Origin of the sequence: Novosphingobium pentaromativorans US6-1, from assembly GCF_000767465.1 — a bacterium.
Lineage (GTDB): Bacteria > Pseudomonadota > Alphaproteobacteria > Sphingomonadales > Sphingomonadaceae > Novosphingobium > Novosphingobium pentaromativorans.
In genome coordinates this window covers 1610123-1634650 of sequence record NZ_CP009291.1, presented here as the reverse complement: position 1 = coordinate 1634650, position 24528 = coordinate 1610123, and the positions used below count along the sequence as shown (strand labels likewise).

Here is a 24528-nt window from a genome sequence, read left to right as displayed (position 1 = left end):
GCTCGGTGAAGCGATGATCACCGGCGCTGCCGAAATTTAATCGGCAGTTCCGCGCAATCGTCACGAAACCTTTCGGAAATTGCGGATATCCAAGCAGGGCCGGATTCGGTAGTATCGCATCGGCAGCGCGCTGCGGCGCGACATTGGAGAGAGGACTGCCCAGCCCGCACCGGACCCCGTGTCTGGGCGCGATTGCTGCACTGCAACATTTATTGTGCAGTGCACAATTTTGGTATTGACTTCGCTTGTGCGAGATCATATTGTGCAATGCAACAAACAGAATTCTCGAATCGCTGACTACCGAATCGGGCTGCAGTTGGCCCGAGCGCAGAATGCGGGAAGCAGGATTGAAGCGTATGGCCGGGACCGAAGACGAGAAGGGTAAGGCGCTTGCCGAAAAGGCTTACGAAGCGGCGGCAGCGTCAGCTTCGGATGAGCCTTCGGTCAAGGCCGGGAAATCCGTCAAGCCGGCAGCCAAGACGACGGCGGCGAAAGCCGCTTCAGAGGAATCAGCAGCGAAAAAGGATGAGCTCGCAGTGACCCCGACCGAAGCATCCAAGCCCGAAGAAACTGCGGCCACGGAAGCCAAGCCCGAAGCGGCTCCGGTCGTGGAAACGAAAGCTGCGGCGCCTGACACGGCCGACGCCACGACGGCCAAGGTCGCGCCCAAGGCGAAGACTGCCCCCAAGGCGGCCGTCAAACCCAAGACTGCGGAGAAGCCCAAGGCTGCCGCCGCAAAGTCGAAGCCAGCTCCGGCCGAAAAGCCGAAGCCGGCACCCGTCGCTCCGGTTCAGGCCGCTCCGGCCAAGCCGGCGCTGGAGGTCGCAAAGGTAAAGCCTGCTACGGCCAAGCCCGCGGCACCTCAAACCAAGGCGGCGCCCAAGACCGTCGATGCCAAGTCACCCGTATTCGCAGGACTTTTCACTAACTTCATGCTCGAGGAACAATCAATGGACATGAGCGCTAACTTTGCAGGAATTCAGCAGGCGATGACCGAGGCCCAGGCCAAGGCCAAGGCTGCTTTCGAAAAAAGCACCACCATGATGGGTGAAGTGAACGAATTCACCAAGGGCAACGTCGAAGCCGTGATGGAATCCGGCAAGATCTTCGCCGAAGGTATGCAGGGCCTTGGCTCCGAGATCGTTTCGGAAGGTCGCTCGACCTTCGAAACCATGTCGGGCGACATCAAGGAACTGGCAGCTGCCAAGTCGCCGACCGACTTCTTCAAGATCCAGGGCGACATGATGCGCAAGAACTTCGACAGCGCCGTCGCCTACAGCTCGAAGAACAGCGAAGCGATGCTCAAGCTCATGAGCGACGTGATGGCCCCGATCTCGGGCCGCGTCAGCATGGCCATGGAGAAGGTCCGTCAGACCTCGCTCTAAGGATTGCACGCATTACGGCCGATCGGGTGGCAATGGCGCACCCGATCGGCCAAGCGTGAAAATCGTACTATCTGGCCGGGGCATCTTGTAGTTCAGTGCTCCGTTGCGATATTCTACCCGCCATGCATCCCGACCCAGCCGATTCAGATCTCTTCCGTCCCTTGCCCATGCGCTGTGGGGACAATGATGATCCCACCCGCAACCCGGGTGGCGACGAGCAGGTCGGCATTGCCACCAAGACCCGCGCAAAGCCCAAAAAGCCGAGCCAGTTCAAGGTGCTGATGCTTAATGACGACTATACCCCGATGGAATTCGTGGTGATGGTCCTCAAGCGTTTCTTCCAGATGGATCTTGAGCAGGCGACCCGCGTCATGCTCCACGTGCACCAGAAGGGCGTCGGCGTCTGCGGCATCTTTCCTTACGAGATCGCCGAGACCAAGGTGAACCAGGTGATGGATTTCGCCCGGCAGAACCAGCATCCCCTGCAGTGCACCCTCGAAAAGGCCTGATTGCCGGCCGATGTTTCGGCGGGGAACCGCCTGCACTTCCCGATAGTTCAGCCTTCCTTGTGGCGTGAGGCGGGATGTCCCGTTTTCCGCGTGGCTTGGCATCGCCGCACGGCGGCCGTCGTCAGGCGCTCGCGCTGCCCCGTCGATAGCCCAGCTTATCGGGGGTTAGGCCGACAAATGGCTTTCGCCCGCCGCGGCTAGCCGTTAAGGGCCAGAGGAAGGACGGTAATGTGACGACGAACACGTGAAATTCTTCAGCGCCATCGATCGCTACATCTTCCGCCTGGTGCTGATGCCCATGCTCGGCATCTTCCTGCTGGCGGCTTCCTTGCTCGTGCTCGACAAGATGCTGCGCCTGTTCGACTTCGTCGCAACGCAGGGCGGTCCCGTGGGCGTCGTGTTCAAGATGCTCGCCAACCTGCTGCCGGAATATGCCAGCCTGGCGATACCGCTGGGCCTGATGCTCGGCATCCTGCTCGCCTTTCGCAAGCTCGCCACGTCCAGCGAACTGGACGTCATGCGTGCCGTGGGGCTGAGCTATACGCGGCTCCTGCGCGTGCCGTACCTGATCACGATCGTCCTGGCCGGCCTCAACCTGGCCATCGTCGGCTACCTGCAGCCGCTCTCGCGCTATTATTACGAGCAGCTCAACTACGAGCTGAAGTCCGGTGCACTGGGCGCCTCGATCAAGGTGGGCGAATTCACCGCGCTCAAGGACCGCATTGCGCTTCGCATCGACGAGAGCCGCGACGATGGGCGCCGTCTCATCGGTATCTTCGCGCGCGTCGCCAACGAGAAGGGGCAGGTGCTCTCGATCTCCGCGCGCGAGGGCCAGTTCCTTGCGCTGCAGGGCGCGCCCGACACGGTCATCCTGCGGCTCGAGCAGGGCCAGATCATCCAGGATATGCCGGGCAGCAGCCCGCGCGTCCTCAGCTTCACCCGCCACGACCTGCCGATCGACCTGCCGCAGATCGAGAAGTTCCGCAAACGCGGCGGCGAGGACCGTGAGTATCTCCTGCCTGAACTGATGAAGCTGGGCTGGAGCGACGAGAGGCCCAGGCAGGAGCGCGTGGCGAGCCAGGCGAACTTCAACTACCGCCTGGTCGAAGTGATCATGATGCTGCTGCTTCCGCTGCTCGCGGTGGCGCTTGCAATCCCGCCCAAGCGATCGAGCTCTTCGCTCGGCCTGTTCGTCTCTATCGTCATGGTCGTGGCCTATCACAAGGTGAACCAGTACGCGGCGGACGTCGCCGCGCTGGGGCGGATCAATCCGATCATCGGCCTGTGGGGGCCGTTCCTGGTGCTCGCGATGCTGATTCTCCTGATGTACTACCGCGTCGCCTATGTACCGGGCGGACAGGCGATCGGCTGGCTCGAAAAAGGCGCCGAGACCGTCAGCAAGCGCCTGAAGTCGCTGCTGCGCCGCAAGCGTCGCGGCCCGCTCCTCCCGGCCCCAGCGGATCCGTCCTGACATGCAGCTTGAATTCTTTCCCTCGCGCTCGCTGACGCTCTACCTCGCGCGGCTCTTCATCACCCGCATCGTCGCGGTGCTGCTCATGCTTGTGCTGGTGCTGCAGGTGCTCGACCTGCTCGGTGAGAGCGGCGATATCCTGGCCTATTCGGGCAATGGCGAGGCGCAGCTGTTCTACTACGTCAGCTTGCGCATCCCCCAGCTGATCGCGCGGTTCCTGCCTTATTCGGTGCTGCTGGCGACGATCATCACCCTGGCGACGCTGAACCAGAACAGTGAAGTCATCTCGATGAAGGCGGCGGGCCTGTCCGCGCACCAGATCCTGGCGCCGCTGATGCTGACGGCGCTCGCCGTATCGGTGCTCAGCTTCGGCTTCAACGAACGTGTCGTAACCCGTGCCAGCGCCACGCTCGATGCCTGGCAGGCCGTGGATTATGGCCCGATCCCCAGGAAGGCCGGGGCAAAGAGCAACCTGTACCTTGCCGACGGGCGCGATCTCCTGCTGGCGCAGTCGCTGGAGGGGACCGGCAATGGCATGGTCCTGCACGGGGTCACGTTTTACCGGCGCGATGCCAACGGCATGATCGTCGAGCAGCTGCGCGCGCCGGATGCGGCCTACCTCAATCCGGGCTGGAAGCTGGACAAGCCGGTGCGCTTCGACGTTGCCGGCACGAAGACGACGACGCTTGCCACCGCCACCGTCGCACCGGGCATTACGCCTGAAAAAATCACGATGTCGAAGGTGGATGCGGATTCGCAGGACATTGTCGAACTGGCTTCGTCGATCCTGGCTCTGCGCGATGCCGGGCGCCGGACGAGCGAGCTGGAGGCTGCGTGGTGGCACAAGATCTCCGGCCCGTTCTCTTCAACGCTGATGCCCTTGCTGGGCGCAGTCGCGGCATTCGGCCTGGCCCGCTCAGGCCAGCTTCTCATCCGCGCCGTGATCGGCATGGCGCTGGGCTTTGCCTACTTCGTGTTCGACAACGCCGCGCTCGCGATGGGCAACTTCGGCGGCTACCCGCCGCTGATCGCGGCATGGGCGCCGTTCCTGCTCTTTGCGCTGATCGGTGAAACGGTCCTCATCCGGACCGAGGAATAGGCGCCGCTTCCGGCAACCTGTTCGAGGTTGCCGGGCGGGGCGTTCCCGTTCCTACCGAGGCCGCATCGTGCTGCCGACGAGCCGTGACATCAGTGGCATCAGGCCGGGATAGCTCGCCTTGGTGTAGGTCGTATCGAGGCCCAGATGTTCGCTCAGGCGGCGGTGCGCTTCGCCCAGCGAGTGATAGGGCATGCTGGGAAGCAGGTGGTGCAAGGCGTGATAGCGCAGGCCCACCGGGGCCCAGAGCGGTGCCAGCACTGCCGGCGGCGGCACGTTCACTGAATCGAGATACTGCGCGGTCACGGTCATCGCATCACCGTCGTTCTCCCACAGGTGCGCCACGAGGGTGCGGACCTGGTTGAGGAAGGCGGTCAGCGATACGACGCACAGAGCGATCAGCAGCGGGCGCCAGCCCAGCACCAGCGTGCTGGCGAGCAGGGCGATCGCCCAGGCCGAGCAGCCCAGCTCCTGCCAGAAGACCATGCGCCTGAAATCGCCTTGGGGCGGCCGGCGGCGGAATTCGGGATTGATCGCCAAGGCCGAGAAGCGTGCCCAGACGAGGCGGCGCAGGGGCGGGATAACCGCGCCGAGTGGCACCAGCACGGCCGAGCGCAGCAGCAGGGCGAAAGGCAGCAGGATCGCGGTGAGGGCGAAGACCGGCAGGCTCCAGGGCTTCATCAGGGCCAGCGGCAGGTATTCCGGATCGTCCACCGTCCCATAGCGCGTGCGCGCATGGTGCAGCGTGTGCACGCCTTCATACATCAGCGAGGGCGTAAGCAGCGGAATGCCGACGAGAAGATTCCAGCCGAAGCGGAAGCCGGGCAGGGCGTCCTTGTGGATATGGGTCAGCTCATGGATGAACAGCAGCGCGCGGTAGAGCGCGAGAGCGGCGAGGATGCCGCTGAGCGTTGCCAGCCAGGGATTGGCGATCAGGATGGCGCCCGCCAGCGCGGCGTAGCCCAGCGCGGCCGAGGCCAGCATGTCCGGCCAGTAGATGCGCGGGAGCGCGGCGGAAATGTCGCGGGTCAGCTCTACGGCCGCGCGCAGCATCTCCTTGTCGTCGGGAATCGCCGACTTCTTGATAATCCCGCTCTGCTGCTGCGCCGGAGCGGCAGCGGGGGCGTCGATCACGTCCTGGGCAATCATGCAATCAATCCAAAAAGCATTCCTGTGGGTCGATTCCGGGAATTTCCGTGATTCGAGCCGGGGTTGCCGCGATCTCCGGCCATGCCCGACTTGACAATATGCCGGGACCGCACGCAGGTCGCGTATCGATAATCCTTCTCGCACACAACAAAGGCAGGATCGTGGCGAACGCCCAACTAGTCATCACACCCGTTTCCGGCAAGGCCGAGATCAAGGCCTTCGTCGACGTTGCCTATCGTCTCAATGCGCAAGATCAAAATTGGGTGCCCAATCTGCGCATGGAAGAGCTCGAGAAGTTCACGCCCGGCAAGAATCCTTTCTTCGACCATGCCCGTTGCCAGTTGTTCCTGGCACGGCGCGAGGGCCGTATCGTCGGGCGCATATCGGCGCACATCGATGAACTGGCGCTGACCCTGCCGCTTGAGCAGGGCATGGGACCGGGCACGGGCAACTGGGGCGCGATCGAGGCCGAGGACGAGGACGTCGCCCGCGCCCTTATCGAAACTGCCGAGAACTGGCTGCGTCAAGAGGGCATGACCCGCGTGCTGGCGCCGATGAACCTGTCCGTATGGGAAGAGCCCGGCCTGCAGGTTCGCGGCTTCGATCACCCGCCGATGGTGATGATGGCGCACCACAATGCCGCTTATCGGCCGTGGATCGAGGGCGCGGGCTACGCGCTGGCGAAGACGCTCTACACCTACGATCTGGATGTGACCAGGCAGTTCCCGCCGCTGGTCCAGCGCATCGTCGCCTCGGGCGAAAAGAATGCCAAGATCCGCGTGCGCGAAGTCGATCTCAAGCGTTTCGACGAAGAAGCCGCGATCATCTGCGACATCCTCAACGATGCGTGGTCGGACAACTGGGGCTTCGTGCCCTTCACCGACCGGGAAATCGCCCATACCGGCAAGAAGCTGAAGCCGCTGGTCCATCCCAGCCTGATCCGCATTGCCGAGTACGAAGGCGAGCCGGTGGCCTTCATGATGACGCTGCCGGATCTCAACCAGGTGCAGAAGCGGATCAACGGCAAGAAGGGCAAGCCGTCCCTGCTCGGCTGGCTCAAGCTGGCCCTGTGGCTGCGCAAGCCCAAGCGGGCCGACATGCGCGTGCCGCTGATGGGCGTGCGCAAGAAGCTGCAGTCCTCGCGCCTTGCCAGCCAGCTCGCTTTCATGATGATCGAGTACATCCGGCGTTCCGCGACCCAGATGTTCGATTCGCAGCGAGGCGAGATCGGCTGGATCCTCGAGGACAACCAGGGGATGGTCGCGATCGCCGATGCCATCGACAGCAAGGTGAACCGGGAATACGCGATCTACGAAAAGGCGCTGTGATCCGGTTGTTGGGGCCGGCTTCCAGATTTTCTTAACGGGCGGCGGACTACCCTCGTGCGGCGAGGCATGCCTCTGGGGCATGCCGCGATCGCGGAAGGCGGGTCGTTGAAGATGAAGTACAGGTCCTGGCTGGTCGTCCCGGGCAGCAGCGAGAAACGGCTGGGCCTTGCCATGGGCACCGGGGCGGATGTGGTCGTTGTCGATCTTGCCGATACCGTGCCCGATGCGGCAAGGCGCGAGGCGCGCGCCATGGCGTGCGAGTGGCTCTCGGTACACCGCCGTAATCTGCTCGAACACCGGCAGATGGGACGCTGGGTGCGCATCAACGCGCTCGATTCGGGGTTATCGCGCGACGACCTTCTGGCGGTCATGCCCGGCGCGCCGGATGGCATCATCCTTCCCGGAGCGACCGGCCCGGAAGCGGTCCGCCAACTTGCCAGCGAAATCTACGAGCTGGAGCAGGCAAACGGCATCGCCGCCAACTCGGTGCGGATCATGCCCGTCGCCGGCGACAGTCCGCGCGGCCTGTTCGGCATGGCGCAATATCTCGATACGCCGCACCAGCGCCTGTTCGGCCTGACGTGGAGCGCCGCGGGCCTCGGTGTCGCCATGGGCTGCAGTCTCCTGCACGGCGCCGAAGGCGAGCGGAGCGATGCGGCGCGCCTGGTGCGGGCGCAGACGCTTCTTACTGCCCATGCCAGCAGAACCGTCGCCGTGGATGCGCCTTTCGAGCGTTTCGAGGACGATCGCGGGCTTGCAAGAGCTGCGCAGCAAGCGCGCGCCGATGGATTTGCCGGGATGTTCGCGATCCACCCGGGACAGGTGGCGACGATCAATGCCGCATTCACCCCGAACGGGGAGGAACTGGCACAGGCCCGCGAGATCCTCGCCCTCTTTTCGGCAAACCCGGATCAGGCTTCACTGCCGCATCAGGGCCGCATGATCGACCGCACGCACCTGGCCATCGCGCGGCAAGTGATCGATGCGGCCGGCGAAGGTGATAATGCTGCCGAGGGGCAGCGCCTCTCGGCCCTGCTGCGTCCGGCTTAGCTGCGTCCGGTTTATTCGGCCTGCGGAGCGGGTTGCGCCGCTTCGGCGGCCGTTGCTTCCTGTGCGGCGGCCTGCGCCTCTTCGGCCGCGTCCGTGGCCTGTGCACTTGCCGGTCTGGGCCCCGTATCGCCGCTTGCCGCCGCTTCCGGATTGGCCAGCGGGGACTGCGAGCGAACCGTGTCGTAAGGCAGCATGTCGTCTGTCACCGAGCGCGGCAGCAACTTGTCGCCCGCAGCCTCCTTCGGGGCAGGGGCATTGTCCTTGCAGCCGCCCAGGCTCGACACTGCGGCGCCGGCGATCGAGAGGGCCGTCCAGAACTTCAAATGCCGGTGCATCATTCATGGGTCTCCGGTTTGCCGTCGGCGGGCGGGCAGGGACGTTCAAGCGCGGCAAGGAACGAATCGGCCCTTGCGATCAGCGCCTTGTCCCATGTGTCGAAATCGACGTCATGACCAAGCCGCGCAAGGCTGGTAACGCCGAATTCCTCGATACCGCAAGGCACGATGCCGGTGAAATGCGACAAGTCGGGGCGGATGTTCACGGCAAATCCGTGCATCGTTACCCATTTGCGGATGCGCACGCCGATTGCGCCGATCTTCGCCTCGCGCCCGTCGATGTCCTGAGTCCAGATCCCGATACGGCCCTCGCTGCGGAAACCCTCTATCCCGAAGTCCCGCAGGGTATCGATCACCCAGCCTTCCACGGCATGGACGAAACCGCGGGCGTCGCGGGCGCGCTTCTTCAGGTCCAGCAGGATATAGCCGACGCGCTGGCCCGGGCCGTGATAGGTATAGCGCCCGCCGCGCCCGGCCTCGACCACCTCGAAGCGCGGGTCGAGCAGTTCGGCGGAGGCCGCGCTGGTTCCTGCGGTATAGACCGGCGGATGTTCCAGCAGCCAGACCAGCTCGCGCGCCTCGCCCGCAGCGATAGCGGCATTGCGCACCTGCATTTCCTCCAGCGCGGCGCGATAGGGCACCGGCTCGCGGCTCACCCGCAGTTCGATATCACCGGGAAGCGTGTCTGGGATCGTCATGCCGCGTTGCGTGGCGGCATTCCCTGCGGTTATCAAGTGCCTTTAGGCTGGCGCCTGTGCGACGGCATGCGGAGTAGAACATGAATTTCGACAGCAATCTTGCCTGGAAGCAGGCCTCGGGTGCGGTTTCGGCCAATCGCGAGGTCGTCCTTGCGCTTGCCGGCGTGTTCTTCATGTTGCCGCAGCTTGCCTTCGCGATCTTCTTTCCGCAGCCCGAACCGGCTGCGGGGATGAGTGAGCAGCAGATGGTCCAGATGGTCACGGCTTACTACAGCTCGATCATGCCCATGCTGATTCCGATGGCGCTGATACAGGCTCTCGGCACATTGGCGCTGCTGCGGCTTCTCGACGGGAGCAGGCGGCCCACGGTGGGAGAGGCGATAAAGGGCGGATTGCGCGGGGTCGTCCCCTACTTGCTCGCGCAGCTGATCAGCGGTTTCGTCCTCGCACTCGTCGCATTGGCCGTGATCGGCCTGTTGGGCGCCCTGGCGGGAATGGCCGGAATGTTCGTGGGCGTTGCCATCGTGGCCGCGATCACCGTCTTCGTGGCGGTGCGGCTCTCGCTGACGGCGGCTGTCGTCGCGGTTGAGCAGGCCACCAATCCGATTGCGGCGCTGTCGCGCTCCTGGAAACTGACCGCTGGCAATACCACGCGCCTGCTGACCTTCTACGGCCTGTTCATCGTCGCGTTCATCGTCCTGCTGATCATGGTCAATGTCCTGATCGGCATTCCCCTGGCGCTGCTGGCGCCCGATCATGTGGCCATGATTGTGGAGGCGCTGGTCGGTTCGGCCCTCAGTGCGCTGATGGCGCTCTATCTCGTGGCGATCATCGCTGCGAGCCATCGCCAGCTTGCCGGGAACACCCCGGAGGCGGATAGCGCGCCGTTCATCTGAGCGGGCGCTGCAGCCCTTCGCCATGGCCGTGGCAGGCTGGACCGCGACCGGACGGCGACGGCGCAGGGCTTATCGCTCCCGCGAAAAGGGCAATGCCGTCGGTCGATGGGATGAATTGCGGGGAAGCGCGCGAGGGCCTCAGCCCTCGTCTTCGTCCTTCCAGCCCCAGTAGAGGAAGCAGGGCGGCACGTTTATCGCTTCCATGCCGTTGTCGATCCGCTTGAAATGGCGCGCCATGAAATCGCGTGCACGCGGCGTGAACTGGTAGACCAGGAACGCGCCGCCCTTGCGGATCACGCGGTGCGTCGCCGCGGCAATGGCGGGGCCGACGCCCTCGGGCAGGGTCGAGAAGGGCAGGCCGGACAATACGTAATCCGCCTTTTCGAAACCGTGCGCCTTGACGATTTCCTCGACGTCCGCAGCCGAACCCAGCACGGCCTTGAAGCGGCTGTCGCTGATGTTCTTGCGCAAGTACTCGATGAAGAGCGGGTTGGTGTCGATCACGATCAGCATGCCGTCGCGCGGCAGACGATCGAGGACCGGCTGGCAGAAGGTGCCGACGCCCGGGCCATACTCGACGAAGAGTTTGCAGTTCGCCCAGTCGACCGGCTTGAGCATGCGGTTGATGGTGAATCGCGACGACGGGACAATCGAGCCGACCATCACCGGATTGCGCAGGAACCCTTCGATGAAGATGCCCCATGGTCCGAGGGACCGCTTGATTTTCCGCTTCAACTTCTGGGGCAGTGCCTCACGGGCAAGCTCTGTGCTGGTCATGCTGGCGGAAGCTCTCGCATTGTTGTCGTCATTTTTGTGCAGCAAAGTCGGTGGCAGATTCCTCCGACCTTTGCAAGTTAACGACCCTGTAGGGTCAGAGAATTTCGTGGACCTTGTCTTGCGGACGGCACAGCCTGACGCCCTTGTCGGTCTCCACCAGGGGGCGTTCGATCAGGATCGGTTCGGCGGCCATGGCGTCGAGAACGGTCTGGGCATCGGCATCGGGCAGCCCGCGTTCGGCGGCGTCGGTGCCGCGCATGCGCAGGCCTTCCTGCGGCGTGATCCCGGCATCCTTGTAAAGTTGCGCCAGCTTGTCCGCGCTCGGCGGATTCTTGAGATATTCGATCACCTCGACCTCGATACCCGGGGTTTCCTCGAGCACGGCGAGGGTCTTGCGCGAGGTGCCGCACTTGGGGTTGTGCCAGATGGTCGCCTTCATGGCTTTCTCCTGATTATTCCTGGGGTGTGTCGGTGGCGCTGCCGGTGTCCGCGGAAGCGGTTGCAGGCGCCAGCGCGGGAACGGCCCGCGCAGCGTCTTCGGCGGTGATGCCCGGTGCCGGTGCGGCGCTGATCGTCTCTTCGCGGCGCATGACCCGGCCGGCGCGCTGTACCGCACGCACGAGGCGCGGATAGACGCCGCAGCGGCACAAGTTGGGGATCGCCTGCTTGATTTCCGCTTCGTCCGGATCGGGATTGCGCGCCAGCAGGGCCGCGGCGTTGATGACGATGCCCGGGGTGCAGAACCCGCACTGGATCGCCTGTTCGGCAACGAGGGCCTGTTGCACCGGATGCGAACGGTCGTCCGAAAGGCCTTCGATGGTCTTGACGAAGCGGCCTTCGCACTCGGCAATGGTGATGAGGCAAGACCGCAGCGGAGAGCCGTCGACCAGCACCGTGCAGGCCCCGCAATCGCCGATGCCGCAGCCATACTTGGTGCCGGTGAGATTGGCAGCGTCGCGCAGCGCCCACAGCAGGGGCGTCTGCGGATCCATCTCGAATTCGACCGGCCGGTCGTTGACGGTCATGCGCGACATCGGGCTTCCTTATGCGCTGGAGGCGCGAAGGGCCAGAGCCTGTCGCAAGCCGTTGGTGAAAGCCTAGCGGAAACCGACGCGCAGCCCCGCCCAGACGGTGCGCGGCGTGCCCAGGTCGATGGAGCCGGGCTGATTGCGTGTGACGATGGTCTCGTCGGTGAGATTCTCGCCCCGGAGCACCACCGAGACGAGCGGCATGACGGGAACCTTCACATAGGCATCGAGCGTGGTGGCGGCAGGCAACGCCTGCGTTTCCCGGTCGTCCTCGAACTGGCGGCCGACGTGGCGCACCGTCGCCGCAATGCGCCAGCCTGGCTTGGGCAGCCACGCGATGGTGCCGCTCGCCGCAAGCTTGGGAACCTGCGAGGGGCGCATGCCGTCGAGGTCGGCCTGGATGCCGCTTGCCTCGACCTTGGAATCGGTCCAGCTCAGCGAGCCGTCGAACTCCACTTGCCCGAGGTCGAGGGCTGCGGTCGCCTCCAGCCCGCGGGCACGGATTGCATCGACGTTCTGGCGCTGGCGCAGTTTACCGTCATCGGAAATGGTGACATTGGCGATGGCGTTCTTGAGCTTGTTGTCGAATGCCGTCAGCGAAATGGTCAGGGCCTCGAACGGCCGGGTGTCGACACCCACTTCGTAACCGCGCAGCTTTTCCGGCCTGAGCGCGGCATTGGCCTGCGTCTCCACCGGAAAGACGACGAAGGGGCGGTAGAGTTCGTTCAACGTGGGCAGGCGCATGCCAGTATAGGCGGCTGCGCGCAGGGCAAGGGCTCCGCTGGCGTGCCAGACGAAGCCGCCGCGCACATTGCCGGTCCAGCCTGAACGGTCGGCGAAGGCCGTGTCCTCGTTGACCGCGCCGCTGGGCGTGATTTCGCGGTAGAATCCATTGCGGATCGTCCAGCGGTCCGCGCGCCCGCCCGCAGTTAGGACGAGCTTGCCAAGCGTCCAGTCGTCCTCGACGTAGAAGCCGACGTCGGACTGATCACCGCCGGCCCGGCGGATCGCGGTGCGCGCGCCGGTGAAAGTGTTGTAGGGCATTTCCAGCAGTCGCCCTTCGGTCAGGCGGACGTCTGCGCCCATGCGGAGGACGTGCGCTTCGCCGACTGGGGGGCGAAGCTCGAACTTGCCGCCGATAGCCGTCGTCGGGGTCTTGGCCTGATCCAGCGCCTTCACGAAGCGTGTCGAGCTGATCACGACATTCGAAAAGTCCTGCGCCTGGACATAGCCCAGAACGTCGAACTGCCAATCGCCCCTCCCCACAAGGCGCAGCGAGGCCTGTTGGCCGGACGACGTCGAATCCGCTCCCTTGAAGCGCAAGGTGCGCTGGTCGTCATAGGCCATGGCCGAGGCCTGCAGCTCGACGGTGTCGTTGAGCGGAGCGACGCCGCGCAGGCTGGCCGACCAGCTGTCATAGGCAGCCCGCGACGAGGCATCGACGCGCTGCGACCTGGGCGTCGTCCAGAAACCCTGGCCGCGGTCCCACTGCACGCTGGCGACGAGGAAGCCGGCTCCGAGATCGGGTGCGATCGTTGCCGAAGTCTGCGTTTCTCCGCGGTCGTTGACGAGGGCGAGAGCCTGTAGGGGCCCCATGTCGCGCGGCCCGGCACTGGTCAGTTCGATCGTGCCCGATACCGCGCCGGTACCAAAGGCGCCCGCGCCGCCGCCGCGGGTCACGCGGATCGAGGCGAGTCGGTCGGGCGCGAGGGCGCTGAGGGGGATGTAGCCGAAGAAGGGATTGGCAATCGGTACACCGTCGAGCAGGACCAGCGTGCGGCTGGAGGCATTGCCGCCGAGTGCGCGCAGGGTCACGCCCTGTGCCGAAGGATTGGACGAGCGGCTGTCCGAGCGGCGGAACTGCTGGAACCCGGCGATGGAGGAAAGAACGTCCTCGATCCGGCCCGATGCACTGGACACGATCTGGTCGCGTGCGATGGTCTCGACGTCGTAGGCCGGTGTCGCGGGGCTTTCTTCCAACCCGCGTCCGGTCACGACGATAGGCGCAGCCGGACCGTCGTTCGAATCCGCCGCATGTGCCGGCAACGAACAGGTAAGCGCACCGGCGATGAGGCATGAAGTGCTTGCAACAAATCGATTTCGAACCTTTGACATGCGCGCTTGGATAACCTTCTCCCGAGCACTTGCAAGTTATTGACGAGAACAGTGGAACTTGCTGCAACTTTCGGTTAGTTACCCCGGTGTGACCCGCTTGGTTTATTTCCGAGACGGGCGCGCCGGCTCCCTTCGGGGGGAGGGAGCCGGCGCTTCAAAGCCCCTGTTTCCCGTTGTTCATCATCGTCGGATGCGCCGGATCGAACCTTTCGCGTGCCAATCCTGCTTGCCGGGCCTGCCCAAGGGCGTAGAATTGCCTTGTGACTGAAGAACAATATCTTTCCGGCCGCATCCTGCTGGCCATGCCGGGCATGTTCGACCCCCGTTTCGAGCGCTCGGTCAACGTGATGTGCGTGCATGACGAAAACGGGGCGCTCGGTATCGGCATCGGTCAGGTCCGCGAAGGCGTGACTTTCCATGACGTCCTGAACGAGCTGGGCATCGATCCCGGCGCTGCGCCCGACCGTGCGGTCTGTAACGGCGGGCCGGTCGAGCCGGGGCGGGGCTTCGTGCTCCATTCCACCGATTGGGGCGGATCCGACACGATTGCGGTTCAGCCGCTCTGTGCACTCTCGGCCTCGATGGAAGTGCTGCGCGCCATAGCCGAGGGACGCGGGCCGAGCCGCTGGCTGATGGCGCTTGGCTATGCGGGGTGGGGCGCCGGGCAACTGGAAGGCGAAATGCGCCACCACGGCTGGTATGCGGCCGACCCGCATCCCGAAGTCTTGTTCGATACGCCCGTGGATGAGCGGTGGAACGCGACCTGGCAGGCCGAGGGCATCGATCCCGCGCTGCTGTCCAACGCTACCGGGCAGGCCTGACGCGGCCTCAGCCCGGTTCGGTCCCACTCCTCAACTGCGCCAGGTCTGCAGGAACGTCGACATCGGCGTGAATCGCCGGGTCCGTGCAATCGACGAAGACGACGTCCGGGCGCTGACGCAGCAGCTTGCCTGCGCCCTGATCGCCCGTGAGCCCGGCAATCGCCGGAAAGGCGCGGGCGGAAAGCAGTACCGGATGGCCGGGGCGGCCGCCCTCGCGCGGCATGGCGGCAAAGCCGTCGCCGATCGCGTGGGCGAGGCGCTCGGCAATGCCGAGCGGGATGCGCGGCATGTCGCCAAGGAAGACGAAGGCGCCATCGGCCGTGGCGGCAGCAGCGATGCCTGCCTGCAGGGACTGCGAGAGGGAGGTGCTGGCGATGCGCACGATTTCAACGGGCGGCGAACTTTCCCAAATGCCGGTTTCGAGGCCGCGGCGAGCGACGACAATGACGCGGCTGACCGGCGCCGCGCGCGCTGCCCGGATCGCATGAAACAGCAGCGGTTCGCCATTGAGCGGAGCAGAGAGCTTGTCGCTGCCGAAACGCGTCGCCAATCCGGCCGCGAGGACCAGCGCGACGCGTGTCACGCGCGCTCCTTCGCCGGATTGAGCGCCTGCATGATTTCGGCGACGACACCCGTGGCGACTTCCCAGGGCGACTTGCCAAGACCCGTGATGCCCGGAGAGAGGTGCAGCGCGTCCAGTTCCTCACGCGTCGCTCCGGCAGCTTCGAGTGCGGCCAGGCGTCCGGCCGCGCGCGATTTTGCACCGATCATGCCGACATAGCCTGCCGAACCGCGCAGGGCCGCGAGGCACCCGCCGAGGTCGTGGTGATCTTCGTGCGTCGCTCCGAGATAGGCGGTCCAGCGATCGACACCAAGGCTCTCGAGCGCCTGCGTCGGCGCTTCCCGCAGGTATCCGGCCACCGGGAACGGCGGCGGCGAGGAAGGGCCGTCCGGTCGCACGAGATAGGTTTCGAACTGGGCAAGAGCACCGAGCCGCGCCGCCGCCAGCGCGCCGGGATCGCCCCCGGAGACGATCAGCCGGCGGGGCGGATCGTAGCGGCGTGCAAGGGAGAACGGCTGGTCCGTCAGGGTCAGCAGCGCCCCGTCCTGCGCCGAGACGCGGCGCATGGTGCCGTCGCTGTGCCACTGGCAGGACCGGCGCTCGGCCGCGTGGCGCAGCAGTTCATGCAGGGCTTCGTCGTCAGGCAGAATGCGCTCGAGCAGGATATGCAATGCACCGCCGCAGCGCAGGCGGATGTCGATCCACGGGCTGCCGGCGCCGTAGTGCAGGTGTCGCGGTTCGCCGTCGGTCAGGACGCGCGCTGCGTGGCTGGCGACGTCGCCCTCGATGCAATCTCCGGAGAAATAGCCGCTTGCCGCAGAGCCATCGAACACCATCTGCGCGCCGGGGCCACGCGGAGCGCTGCCTTCCACCCGGTACAGGGTGGCCAGCACGACGGGCCGACCGGCATCGGATGCTTGCGCCAGAGCGGGGCGCACATCGTCGACCCACCCGAACAGCGGCCAGTCAGCATTGTCGATTTGCCCGTCCATGTATCTGTGGTCTGCTCCGGTCTGAGACGCGGAAGTATGGTCGCGCGAAGCGTAATGCAATGCAGGTGCCGGGAAGCGCGCCGGGGAGGCAAGTGGTCCCCGCGCTGTAGGGATTAACCTTCAGGCTCGGAAAATTGCGGGGAAGCCGCCCAGGCTTCGTCTTCGCCGATGCGGTCGGCGTAGAGCAGGCGACCGCCGGAAAGGTGCCAGAGGGCTTCGTTGAAGTTCGAATTGCTCATCGCGAAGCAACCTTCGCTGCGGCCCAGCTTGCCCCACTTGTCGATCATCGACTGGTCCACGTACCAGGCCGGATGCATGACGATGGCGCGCTGAAGCGCCATCGAATTGTCCTCGTCCAGCCCGACGAGGCGGATCGATGTGCCGTACTTGCCCTTGTACCATTCACAGGTGAGGAAGGCGCCGCGAGAGGTCGCCTCGGAACCGGGAGTATTGGAAAAGCGCTGCAGCCAGCCGCTGTGCTCCGGATCGGAGCCCTTGCCGTGCGCGAGCAGGAAGCTGCGGACGGTTCCGGCCTCAATGTTGGCGAAATGCAGGCGCGGCTTCCACGAAGGCTGGGCAAAATCGGCGATCCCGACCAGATCGGTGCGCCAGACCTTGTTGCCGACGCGCTCTGCCTGACGGGAGGCGACATCCATGATCTTGCGTTCGTAGGGGGTCAGGCTGGAGGCTGCGGCGTCGACCGCCAGCGCGCGTCCGGGCAGGACAATTCCGGCGCCTGCCGCAATTGCACCCTTGATAACCTCTCGCCGTCCGAGCTTCAAAACCATGCGATCAATATAGCGCTTTCCTGCAGCAAGTTCCAGCCGGGACCGCAGCTTGCCGACCCGCGGTCGAGGCGGGCCGGCGCTGCGCTTCACTGGCAGCAAATGCCTGCAAGTGGGCTCAGGCGACCACCTTGAGGGCGGTCTTCTGGTGCTGCCTGATCCAGTCTTCCAGAACCGGCGCGATGCGGTTGCGCCACTTGCTCCCGTTGAAGATGCCGTAGTGGCCCACGTTCTCGGCAAGGAAGTACTTCTTGCGCTCTTCCGGCAGGTGCGTGGCAAGGTGCAATGCGGCCCGGGTCTGGCCGATGCCCGAGATGTCGTCCTTATCGCCCTCTACCGCGAGCAGCGCGGTATCGCGGATGCCGCCCAGGTCGATGCGCTCGCCGCGGTGGACGAATTCGCCCTTGGGCAGCGAGTGCTTCTGGAACACGTGTTCGATCGTCTGCAGGTAGAAGTCAGCGGTCATGTCGCAGACCGAGCGATACTCGTCGTAGAAGGCCTTGGTGGCAGCCGCGCTTTCCCCGTCGCCTTCGACAAGGTGCTTGAACATGCCGTAATGGCTCATCATGTGGCTGCCCAGGTTCATCGCCATGAAGCCGGTCAGCTGCAGGAAGCCGGGATAGACGCGGCGGCCGCTGCCCGGATAGGTAAGCGGGACATCGGCGATGACATTGTGTTCGAACCACGAGAGCGGCTGCTGCATGGCAACGTCGTTCACGCTGGTCGGCGCTTCGCGGGTGTCGATCGGGCCGCCCATCATCGTGAGCGTCGCGGGGCGGCAGGGATCCTTCTTGGCGCCCATGATCGCGGCTGCGGCATAGGCAGGAACCGAGGGCTGGCATACGGCCAGCATGTGCGTGCCCGGGCCGATGTGATGGAGGAAGTCGACGAGGTAGTCGATGTAGTCGTCGAGGTCGAAGCGACCGGCCGAGGCCGGCACCATCTTCGCGTCGGCCCAGTCGGTGATATAGACTTCGCAGGTTTCCAGCATGCGCGCGACGGTGCCGCGCAGGAGGGTTGCGTAGTGGCCGCTCATCGGCGCAACGACCAGCAGCTTGGGCGCGTTCTCGGGCAGACCCGGATGATCGAAGCGCAGCAGGTTGCCGAACGGGCGATGGAGCACGATCGCTTCGGTGACGGGGTAAGTGGCATCGCCGACCTTCACGGTCTCGATGTCGAACTCGGGCTTGCCGCGTGACGATGCCGCGTGGGCGAAGACTTCGAGCGCCGATGCCATGATCGGGCCAAGGCCGGTATAGCCCAGGGGGAGGCTTGGGTTTGTGAGCATCTCGGCACCGACCGAAGCCCACGCCGCTGCGCCACCGAGCATGGTGCGCTGCAATTCATACATGTTGTAAAGCAAGATTCATCTCCTGGCCGCCGCACGCAGCCGTCCTGACGATTCCCTTCATTCTGGGGATGAATTGACCTTTGTGCAATGCGGCATTTCCGATTTCAGTCTTTTGCATAGCAATTGAAGCAGCTTGTGGTCACCTTTAGCCTTCCTGCGGCCTCGGGCCTTTCCCTTAGCGTCTCAACGCGGTAAGGGGCCGCGCATGGACGCCAATCCGGGCCAGACCCTAACGCCGCAGAGTGAAGCCTCGACGACAGGCGAGGAGTCGCCGCGTCGCAAGAGCCTGGGGCCGCTGCGCATGGTCTGGCGCGAGCTGTTCCACTATCCCGGACGCATGGCGGTTGCCGGTTGCGCGCTGATCACCACGGCGACCTCCACGCTCGCCATTCCCTATGGCTTCCGCCAGATTATCGACCAGGGCTTCGCAGAGGGCGCGGACCCGACCGCAATTCGCAAGTGGTTCATCGCGCTGCTGTGCATCGTCGCGGTGCTCGCAGTCGCCACCGCGATCCGTTTCTACAGCGTTTCCTGGCTGGGCGAGCGAGTCGTCGCCGACATCCGCCTGCGCGTTCAGCGCCACCTGCTGTCGCTTTCGCCGAGCTTCTTCGAGGAAAACAGCCCTAAGGAAATCGCCTCGCGCATGACCGCGGATACCGCGATCATCGAACAGATCGTCGGTACGACCGTTTCGGTCGCCCTGCGTAACGCGATCATGGCAATCGGCGGCGTGGCCTATCTTTTCGCTCTGGCGCCGACGCTGACTATCGGCCTGATCGTCGCGATTCCACTCGTGATCCTGCCGATTGCGACATTCGGACGGCGGTTGCGGGTGGTCTCGCGTACCAGCCAGGACCGTGTGGCCGATATCGGCGCGATGACCTCAGAAGTCTTCGGCGCCTTGCGCGTGGTCCAGGCATTCAACCAGGAAGGCCGCGAGATGGGCCGCTTCAGCGAGGCGGTCGAGCGAACTTTCGAAACCGGCAAGCGGCGCATCACCATCCGCGCGATCATGACCGCGGTCATCATGTTCCTCATCTTCGGATCGATCACGGTCATCATGTGGCGCGGCGCGGTCGGCGTTGCGGAAGGCACGATCACCGGCGGCACGATCGCGGCTTTCGTCGTCACCGCAGGCATTGTCGCGGGTGCCTTCGGTTCGCTGACCGAAGTCTATGGCGACCTCGTGCGCGGCGCGGGCGCGGCAAGCCGCCTGGCCGAACTGCTGGGCGAGCGTCCGGCGATCTCGCCTCCGGCACGGCCGCAGGCGATGCCCAGCCCGGCCCGCGGAAAACTTGCGTTCGAGAGCGTGACGTTCCGCTATCCTACCCGGCCCGAGCAGGCCGCGCTGAAGGATTTCAGCCTGACTGTCGATCCCGGTGAGACCGTGGCGATCGTCGGGCCTTCGGGCGCGGGCAAGTCGACCCTGTTCCAGCTGGCCGAGCGATTCTACGATCCGCAGAGCGGCTCCATCAAGATCGACGGCGTACAGCTGACATCGGCCGATCCTGCCGAAATCCGCCAGCGCATCGCGCTCGTGCCGCAGGAAGGCGTGCTCTTCGCCGCCAGCGCACGCGACAACTTGCGCTACGGCAATTGGGACGCCGACGACGAGGCGATCTGGCAGGCAGCGCGCGCGGCCAATGCCGAGCAGTTCCTCAAGGATCTTCCCCAGGGCCTCGATACCTTCCTCGGCGAGGACGGCGCCCGTCTGTCCGGTGGCCAGCGCCAGCGCATCGCGATTGCCCGCGCGCTCCTGCGCGAGTCGCCGATCCTTCTGCTGGACGAGGCGACCAGCGCGCTCGACGCCGAAAGCGAGCGGTTGGTTCAGGATGCGCTCGACCGCCTGATGCAGAGCCGCACGACCCTAGTGATCGCGCATCGCCTCGCCACTGTGCGTCAAGCCGATCGGATCATCGTCATGGACGGTGGCCGCATCGTCGAGCAGGGCACGCACGACACGCTTTCGGCTGCAGGCGGGCTCTACGCACGGCTTGCCTCGCTACAATTCGACATGCGTCCCGACCAGCGTTCGACCCTGGACGCGTAAAAGACTGGAATTGCGCAACAAGGAAATTATGTTGCGCTTCATCGGCGGGTCATCCGGACTCGTTCAGTCTCGTGTCGAACAATCCGAAAAGGATCAGGCATGCCTCGAATTCTCGGCAGGGCGCTTGCGTCGAGCGCCGCCATTTCAGCTTTCGTATTCAGTCTTTCCGCCGCCCCGCTCAGCGCTGCCGACAATCCCGTCGCCGCCTCTGACCCGGCCGCAGCCGACTGGGGCGATTTCGGCGTCCAGACCCAATGGATGGAAAAGGACGTAAAGCCGGGCGACGACTTCGACACTTTCGTCAACGGCAAATGGGTCGAGACGACCGAACTGCCGGCCGACCGCACCCGCTGGGGCTCGTTCGACGAACTGCGTGAACTGTCCAGCCAGCGCCTGCACGGCATCATGGATGACCTGATCGCTTCGAAGCCGGCGCCGGGCAGCGATGCCGCGCGGGTTGCTGCCGCCTATTCAGCCTTCATGGACACCGCCGCGATCAACGCAGCTGGGCTCAAGCCGGCGCGTCCCTATCTCGATGCGATTTTCGCGGCGAAGACGCCGACCGACCTGATGAAGCTTTTCGCCTCGCCGGGATATGCTTCGCCGCTGGGCGTCTATGTCGATGCCGACCCCAAGCAGAGCGACGTTTATGCCCTGCAGGCCGCGATCACCGGGCTGGGCCTGCCGGACCGCGACTATTACCTCAAGAACGATGAGCGCTCGCAGGAAATCCGCGCCAAGTATCTCGATTACCTGGCTTTCGTGCTTGGCAAGGCAGGCTATGCCGATCCGGCTTCGGCTGCCAAGGCGGTGATGTCGCTGGAAATGCGCATCGCCCAGGCCGACTGGGACCGCGCCGCTGCGCGCAACCGCGATCTCACCTACAACAAGCTGTCGATGGGTGAGTTCGAGGCCTTCGGTTCCGACGGCCTCGTGCGCACTTTCATGGACACCGTGGGCGCGGGCAGGGCGAGCTACGTCATCGCATCCGAGATCCCGCCGACGGCAGAGGAGCTGAAAGACGCCAAGATCGATGCGGCGAAGGCCCAGACCCTGTTCGGCGGCGGGCTCCCGGCCGCGATAAAGCTGGTCGACGAAGTGCCGGTCGCGGTCTGGCAGGCATGGCTGGTGGCGCACTTCCTGCGCGATCACGCATCGGTCCTGCCCAGCGACATCGACGATGCGACTTTCAATTTCTACGGCAAGACCCTGACCGGTCAGCCCGAGCAGCGCCCCCGCTGGAAGCGCGGCATCAGCGCGGTCGAGGGGATGGCGGGCGAACTGCTCGGCAAGATCTACGCCGGGAAGTACTATCCGCCCGAGAACAAGGCGGCGATGGAGGATCTCGTTGCCAATCTGCGCAAGGCGATGGCGCTCAACCTCCATGACCTTTCGTGGATGGGGCCGGCAACCCGCAAGGAAGCCGAGGCCAAGCTGGATGCCTTCACGCCCAAGGTCGGCGCGCCCGATACCTTCAAGGAATACGAGGGCCTGACTTTCACGCAGAACGATCCGCTGGGCAACATGATGGCCGCGGGCAAGTGGCAGAACGACTTCGACATGAACCGCATCGGCAAGGCTGTCGACCGGGCAGAATGGTTCATGCTGCCCGAGACCGTGAACGCCTACTACAATCCGCCCTTCAACGAGATCGTCTTCCCGGCCGCGATCCTGCAGCCGCCATTCTTCAACCTATCGGCCGACCCTGCGGTCAATTACGGCGCGATCGGCGGCGTGATCGGCCATGAGATGGGCCACGGCTTCGACGACCAGGGCGCCAAGTCGGACGGATCGGGCAACCTGCGCGACTGGTGGACGGCCAAGGACAAGGCCAATTTCCAGAAGCTGCAGGACAAGCTCGAGGCGCAGTACAATGCCTTCTGCCCTTACGACGAGGGCAAGACTTGCGTGAACGGCAAGCTGACGATGGGCGAGAACATCGGCGACCTGGGCGGCCTCAGCCTCGCCTACCGTGCCTACAAGCTCTCGCTGAACGGCAAGGAAGCGCCGGTGATCGACGGCTATACCGGCGACCAGCGCTTCTTCATGGCCTGGGCGCAGGTGTGGCGTTCGAAAGTGCGCGAGGAGCAGGCGCGTCAGTACCTGATGACCGACCCGCATTCGCCGCCGCACTACCGCATCAACGGCATCGTCCGCAATTTCGACGAATGGTACAGGGCCTTCGACGTCAAGCCGGATGACAAGCTCTATCTCCCGCCCGATCAGCGCGTGCGGATCTGGTGATTTCAATGCCCGGGGCAGGACCTGTCCCGGGCATTTTTGCATGGGGGATCAGCGGGTCATCCCGTTTTTCGACCTGACTATTTTGCATCGCAGCGCGTGCCGCCTTGACTTGCCCGGGCGCTGCGGCTTGGTTGCGCCGCGATGGACCTGACCCTTACTGCAATTCTTCTCGGCATCGTCGAGGGACTCACCGAGTTTCTGCCGGTCTCGTCGACTGGCCATCTCATCCTCGCCACCGAACTGTTCGGATACGATGCCGCGCAATGGGCGACCTTCAACATCGTCATCCAGCTGGGCGCAATCCTCGCCGTGATCGTGCAGTTCTGGCGTACGTTCTGGGCCGTGGGCATGGGCCTGCTCAAGCTTGAGCCGGTATCGATCCGCTTCGTGCGCAACGTGCTGCTGGCCTTTCTGCCTTCTGCCGTGCTCGGCCTGCTGCTCAAGGACTGGATCGAAGGTCTGCTCGGTCAGCCCAGCATCGTGGGCTGGGCGCTGATTGTCGGCGGCATCGCCATTCTCGTCATCGAGAAAGTCGCGAAGCAGGGGCCGTTGACCGGCGTCTCCGAGCTTTCGATGAAGACCTGCGTGGGTGTGGGGCTGGCCCAGTGCCTGGCCATGGTGCCCGGCGTCAGCCGGTCCGGCGCGACGATCATGGGCGCGCTGGCGATGGGCGTGGAGCGCCGTACCGCGGCCGAGTTCAGCTTCTTCCTGGCGGTGCCCACGATGATGGGCGCAACCACGCTGGAACTGCTGGGCGCGCGCGAGCAGCTCATGGCAGGCACCGGTCCTGTCGGCTGGGGAGAGATCGCGGTGGGCTTCGTCGTGTCCTTCATCGTCGCCCTGGTGGTGATCAAGGCGTTCATGGCCTTCGTCAGCCGCTCGGGCTTCTCGCCTTTCGCGTGGTATCGCATCGCTGCCGGTTCTCTGGCACTCTACCTGCTGACATAGGCCGCATCGCGACAGGCCATGCTGGAACGGGGATGATCTGACATGGGCAAGAAGCAGAAGGACAAGCTGGGTCGCAAGGCCTACGACAAGCTGCTCGAGCCCATGGAAGAGGAACTGGTCGGCATGGCCCGCTGGGCCGCCGCCACCGGCGCGCGCATCCTGGTCCTGTTCGAAGGCCGTGATACGGCGGGGAAGGGCGGGGCAATCAACGCTATCGCCGCCAAGCTCAATCCTCGCCAGGTCCACGTCATCGCCCTGTCCGCGCCCAGTGAGCGCGAGAATGGCCAGTGGTACTTCCAGCGCTACGTCCCGCACCTGCCGGCCCGTGGCGAAATCGTCCTGTTCGACCGCAGCTGGTACAACCGCGCCGGGGTCGAGAAAGTCATGGGCTATGCGACCGAGCCGCAGGTACAGGCCTTCCTGCGCGACGCCCCGGTCTTCGAAAGGATGCTGGTCGAGGATGGCATCCTCCTGTTCAAGTACTGGCTGACCTGCGACCAGGAGCGGCAGGAGGAACGCCTGTTCGAGCGCCTTGAGGATCCGCTCAAGCGCTGGAAGCTCTCGCCCGTCGATCTGGCTGCCCGGCTCAAGTACGAAGACTACACGAAGGCCCGGGCGCAGATGCTCAAGGCGACCCATACGCGCCATGCGCCTTGGACGCTGGTCGACTTCAACGACCAGCATCGGGGGCGACTCACCCTGATTCGCGACTTGCTCGATCGGCTTCCCGATACCCGCGTCGATCCGGCGCCGCTGGAGATGGAACCGCTCGATCACAAGCCGCTGAAAGAGAAATTCGACGTTCTTGAGCCGATCCGGCCCTTTCCAGAGGAGTGAAACGCCTCGGGCGGCTTGACTTTGCGCCGACGCTGAAGCATGGGCCGCAGCCTTGAGGGGCGGTCCTTGCTGGCCGTCCTCGATTGTTTTCAACGGACATG

23 protein-coding genes are annotated in these 24528 nt (G+C 64.7%); 12 read left to right on the top strand and 11 right to left on the bottom strand.

The features are described from left to right. Positions 1 to 356 precede the first annotated feature (356 nt). The 4 genes from JI59_RS07525 to lptG all read left to right on the top strand — a co-directional run bounded on the left by JI59_RS07525 (position 357) and on the right by lptG (position 4464). Entirely contained in the window at positions 357 to 1385 is a 1029-nt protein-coding gene (locus tag JI59_RS07525; protein WP_038575761.1) for a phasin family protein, read from the top strand. Between the two features lie 167 nt (positions 1386 to 1552). Beyond that, a complete protein-coding gene (gene clpS, locus JI59_RS07520) occupies positions 1553 to 1894 on the top strand; it encodes an ATP-dependent Clp protease adapter ClpS (protein ID WP_007013373.1) in 342 nt (113 codons plus the stop codon). Positions 1895 to 2138: 244 nt separating this feature from the next. Beyond that, a complete protein-coding gene (gene lptF / locus JI59_RS07515; RefSeq protein WP_007013374.1) occupies positions 2139 to 3365 on the top strand; it encodes an LPS export ABC transporter permease LptF in 1227 nt (408 codons plus the stop codon). A gap of 1 nt (position 3366) precedes the next feature. Further along, positions 3367 to 4464, top strand: coding sequence for an LPS export ABC transporter permease LptG (lptG, locus tag JI59_RS07510; protein ID WP_007013376.1), 1098 nt, complete (start codon positions 3367 to 3369; stop codon positions 4462 to 4464). Between the two features lie 51 nt (positions 4465 to 4515). Here the strand turns inward: lptG and JI59_RS07505 are convergent, their stop codons facing one another. Next, positions 4516 to 5610: a fatty acid desaturase family protein gene (locus JI59_RS07505; protein ID WP_007013377.1), complete on the bottom strand. Its 1095-nt coding sequence runs from the start codon at positions 5608 to 5610 to the stop codon at positions 4516 to 4518. Between the two features lie 161 nt (positions 5611 to 5771). Between JI59_RS07505 and JI59_RS07500 the strand changes: the two genes are divergently transcribed. Together JI59_RS07500 and JI59_RS07495 are read left to right on the top strand one after the other, a co-directional pair. Beyond that, entirely contained in the window at positions 5772 to 6938 is a 1167-nt protein-coding gene (locus tag JI59_RS07500) for a GNAT family N-acetyltransferase (RefSeq protein ID WP_007013378.1), read from the top strand. A gap of 111 nt (positions 6939 to 7049) precedes the next feature. Beyond that, positions 7050 to 7988 (top strand): HpcH/HpaI aldolase/citrate lyase family protein, encoded by a 939-nt coding sequence (locus tag JI59_RS07495; RefSeq protein ID WP_238532540.1) that lies wholly within the window; start codon positions 7050 to 7052, stop codon positions 7986 to 7988. An 11-nt stretch (positions 7989 to 7999) separates the two neighbouring features. Here JI59_RS07495 and JI59_RS07490 read toward each other — a convergent pair whose 3' ends face one another. Both JI59_RS07490 and lipB read right to left on the bottom strand, forming a co-directional pair. Next, positions 8000 to 8326 (bottom strand): hypothetical protein, encoded by a 327-nt coding sequence (locus JI59_RS07490; protein WP_007013380.1) that lies wholly within the window; start codon positions 8324 to 8326, stop codon positions 8000 to 8002. Then, complete coding sequence (gene lipB / locus JI59_RS07485) at positions 8323 to 9021, bottom strand: lipoyl(octanoyl) transferase LipB (RefSeq protein ID WP_007013381.1); 699 nt, start codon at positions 9019 to 9021, stop codon at positions 8323 to 8325. The genes JI59_RS07490 and lipB overlap by 4 nt, the downstream gene beginning before the upstream one ends. Before the next feature lie 80 nt (positions 9022 to 9101). On the opposite strand from lipB, the gene JI59_RS07480 reads away from it, so the two are divergent. After that, positions 9102 to 9917, top strand: coding sequence for a DUF7847 domain-containing protein (locus JI59_RS07480; RefSeq protein WP_007013382.1), 816 nt, complete (start codon positions 9102 to 9104; stop codon positions 9915 to 9917). A 138-nt stretch (positions 9918 to 10055) separates the two neighbouring features. Here the strand turns inward: JI59_RS07480 and JI59_RS07475 are convergent, their stop codons facing one another. The 4 genes from JI59_RS07475 to JI59_RS07460 all read right to left on the bottom strand — a co-directional run bounded on the left by JI59_RS07475 (position 10056) and on the right by JI59_RS07460 (position 13837). Beyond that, complete coding sequence (locus JI59_RS07475; protein WP_038577232.1) at positions 10056 to 10694, bottom strand: class I SAM-dependent methyltransferase; 639 nt, start codon at positions 10692 to 10694, stop codon at positions 10056 to 10058. Between the two features lie 94 nt (positions 10695 to 10788). Continuing rightward, positions 10789 to 11133 carry an arsenate reductase (glutaredoxin) gene (gene arsC / locus JI59_RS07470; protein ID WP_007013384.1) on the bottom strand — a complete coding sequence of 115 codons (345 nt, stop codon included), beginning with the start codon at positions 11131 to 11133 and terminating at the stop codon, positions 10789 to 10791. Positions 11134 to 11146: 13 nt separating this feature from the next. Beyond that, complete coding sequence (locus JI59_RS07465) at positions 11147 to 11728, bottom strand: (2Fe-2S)-binding protein (RefSeq protein ID WP_007013385.1); 582 nt, start codon at positions 11726 to 11728, stop codon at positions 11147 to 11149. A gap of 63 nt (positions 11729 to 11791) precedes the next feature. Beyond that, complete coding sequence (locus JI59_RS07460) at positions 11792 to 13837, bottom strand: TonB-dependent receptor plug domain-containing protein (protein WP_007013386.1); 2046 nt, start codon at positions 13835 to 13837, stop codon at positions 11792 to 11794. Between the two features lie 311 nt (positions 13838 to 14148). Here JI59_RS07460 and JI59_RS07455 point away from each other — a divergent pair, with 311 nt between their 5' ends. Further along, a complete protein-coding gene (locus JI59_RS07455) occupies positions 14149 to 14658 on the top strand; it encodes a YqgE/AlgH family protein (RefSeq protein WP_232512718.1) in 510 nt (169 codons plus the stop codon). Between the two features lie 7 nt (positions 14659 to 14665). On the opposite strand, the gene JI59_RS07450 is transcribed toward JI59_RS07455, so the two are convergent. From JI59_RS07450 to JI59_RS07435, 4 genes are all read right to left on the bottom strand, one after another. Then, positions 14666 to 15241, bottom strand: a complete 576-nt coding sequence (locus JI59_RS07450; RefSeq protein ID WP_007013388.1) for a nucleotidyltransferase family protein — start codon at positions 15239 to 15241, stop codon at positions 14666 to 14668. Further along, a complete protein-coding gene (locus JI59_RS07445) occupies positions 15238 to 16212 on the bottom strand; it encodes an XdhC family protein (RefSeq protein ID WP_038575754.1) in 975 nt (324 codons plus the stop codon). Before JI59_RS07445 ends, JI59_RS07450 begins: the two co-directional genes overlap by 4 nt. Positions 16213 to 16325: 113 nt before the next feature. After that, complete coding sequence (locus JI59_RS07440; RefSeq protein ID WP_013832244.1) at positions 16326 to 17000, bottom strand: murein L,D-transpeptidase catalytic domain-containing protein; 675 nt, start codon at positions 16998 to 17000, stop codon at positions 16326 to 16328. 115 nt (positions 17001 to 17115) lie between these two features. Further along, positions 17116 to 18360: a polyhydroxyalkanoate depolymerase gene (locus JI59_RS07435; RefSeq protein ID WP_038575752.1), complete on the bottom strand. Its 1245-nt coding sequence runs from the start codon at positions 18358 to 18360 to the stop codon at positions 17116 to 17118. A 193-nt stretch (positions 18361 to 18553) separates the two neighbouring features. Between JI59_RS07435 and JI59_RS07430 the strand changes: the two genes are divergently transcribed. The 4 genes from JI59_RS07430 to ppk2 all read left to right on the top strand — a co-directional run bounded on the left by JI59_RS07430 (position 18554) and on the right by ppk2 (position 24427). Further along, the gene (locus JI59_RS07430) at positions 18554 to 20398 is read left to right on the top strand and encodes an ABC transporter transmembrane domain-containing protein (protein WP_007013392.1); all 1845 of its coding nucleotides are present in this window, start codon (positions 18554 to 18556) and stop codon (positions 20396 to 20398) included. Between the two features lie 99 nt (positions 20399 to 20497). After that, a complete protein-coding gene (locus JI59_RS07425; protein ID WP_007013393.1) occupies positions 20498 to 22642 on the top strand; it encodes a M13 family metallopeptidase in 2145 nt (714 codons plus the stop codon). A 141-nt stretch (positions 22643 to 22783) separates the two neighbouring features. After that, positions 22784 to 23590: an undecaprenyl-diphosphate phosphatase gene (locus JI59_RS07420; protein ID WP_007013394.1), complete on the top strand. Its 807-nt coding sequence runs from the start codon at positions 22784 to 22786 to the stop codon at positions 23588 to 23590. Positions 23591 to 23632: 42 nt separating this feature from the next. Next, on the top strand, positions 23633 to 24427 hold the full coding sequence (gene ppk2 / locus JI59_RS07415; protein WP_007013395.1) for a polyphosphate kinase 2: 795 nt from the start codon (positions 23633 to 23635) through the stop codon (positions 24425 to 24427). The last annotated feature ends 101 nt before the right edge of the window (positions 24428 to 24528 follow it).

Excerpts from the sequence above, each read along its gene's own strand:
- JI59_RS07525 (WP_038575761.1), top strand. The coding sequence starts at position 357 with ATGGCCGGGACCGAAGACGAGAAGGGTAAGGCGCTTGCCGAAAAGGCT.
- clpS (WP_007013373.1), top strand. The coding sequence starts at position 1,553 with ATGCGCTGTGGGGACAATGATGATCCCACCCGCAACCCGGGTGGCGAC.
- lptG (WP_007013376.1), top strand. The coding sequence starts at position 3,367 with ATGCAGCTTGAATTCTTTCCCTCGCGCTCGCTGACGCTCTACCTCGCG.
- JI59_RS07505 (WP_007013377.1), bottom strand. The coding sequence starts at position 5,610 with ATGATTGCCCAGGACGTGATCGACGCCCCCGCTGCCGCTCCGGCGCAG.
- JI59_RS07495 (WP_238532540.1), top strand. The coding sequence starts at position 7,050 with ATGAAGTACAGGTCCTGGCTGGTCGTCCCGGGCAGCAGCGAGAAACGG.
- JI59_RS07490 (WP_007013380.1), bottom strand. The coding sequence starts at position 8,326 with ATGATGCACCGGCATTTGAAGTTCTGGACGGCCCTCTCGATCGCCGGC.
- lipB (WP_007013381.1), bottom strand. The coding sequence starts at position 9,021 with ATGACGATCCCAGACACGCTTCCCGGTGATATCGAACTGCGGGTGAGC.
- JI59_RS07480 (WP_007013382.1), top strand. The coding sequence starts at position 9,102 with ATGAATTTCGACAGCAATCTTGCCTGGAAGCAGGCCTCGGGTGCGGTT.
- JI59_RS07475 (WP_038577232.1), bottom strand. The coding sequence starts at position 10,694 with ATGACCAGCACAGAGCTTGCCCGTGAGGCACTGCCCCAGAAGTTGAAG.
- arsC (WP_007013384.1), bottom strand. The coding sequence starts at position 11,133 with ATGAAGGCGACCATCTGGCACAACCCCAAGTGCGGCACCTCGCGCAAG.
- JI59_RS07465 (WP_007013385.1), bottom strand. The coding sequence starts at position 11,728 with ATGTCGCGCATGACCGTCAACGACCGGCCGGTCGAATTCGAGATGGAT.
- JI59_RS07460 (WP_007013386.1), bottom strand. The coding sequence starts at position 13,837 with ATGTCAAAGGTTCGAAATCGATTTGTTGCAAGCACTTCATGCCTCATC.
- JI59_RS07455 (WP_232512718.1), top strand. The coding sequence starts at position 14,149 with ATGTTCGACCCCCGTTTCGAGCGCTCGGTCAACGTGATGTGCGTGCAT.
- JI59_RS07445 (WP_038575754.1), bottom strand. The coding sequence starts at position 16,212 with ATGGACGGGCAAATCGACAATGCTGACTGGCCGCTGTTCGGGTGGGTC.
- JI59_RS07440 (WP_013832244.1), bottom strand. The coding sequence starts at position 17,000 with ATGGTTTTGAAGCTCGGACGGCGAGAGGTTATCAAGGGTGCAATTGCG.
- JI59_RS07430 (WP_007013392.1), top strand. The coding sequence starts at position 18,554 with ATGGACGCCAATCCGGGCCAGACCCTAACGCCGCAGAGTGAAGCCTCG.
- JI59_RS07425 (WP_007013393.1), top strand. The coding sequence starts at position 20,498 with ATGCCTCGAATTCTCGGCAGGGCGCTTGCGTCGAGCGCCGCCATTTCA.
- JI59_RS07420 (WP_007013394.1), top strand. The coding sequence starts at position 22,784 with ATGGACCTGACCCTTACTGCAATTCTTCTCGGCATCGTCGAGGGACTC.
- ppk2 (WP_007013395.1), top strand. The coding sequence starts at position 23,633 with ATGGGCAAGAAGCAGAAGGACAAGCTGGGTCGCAAGGCCTACGACAAG.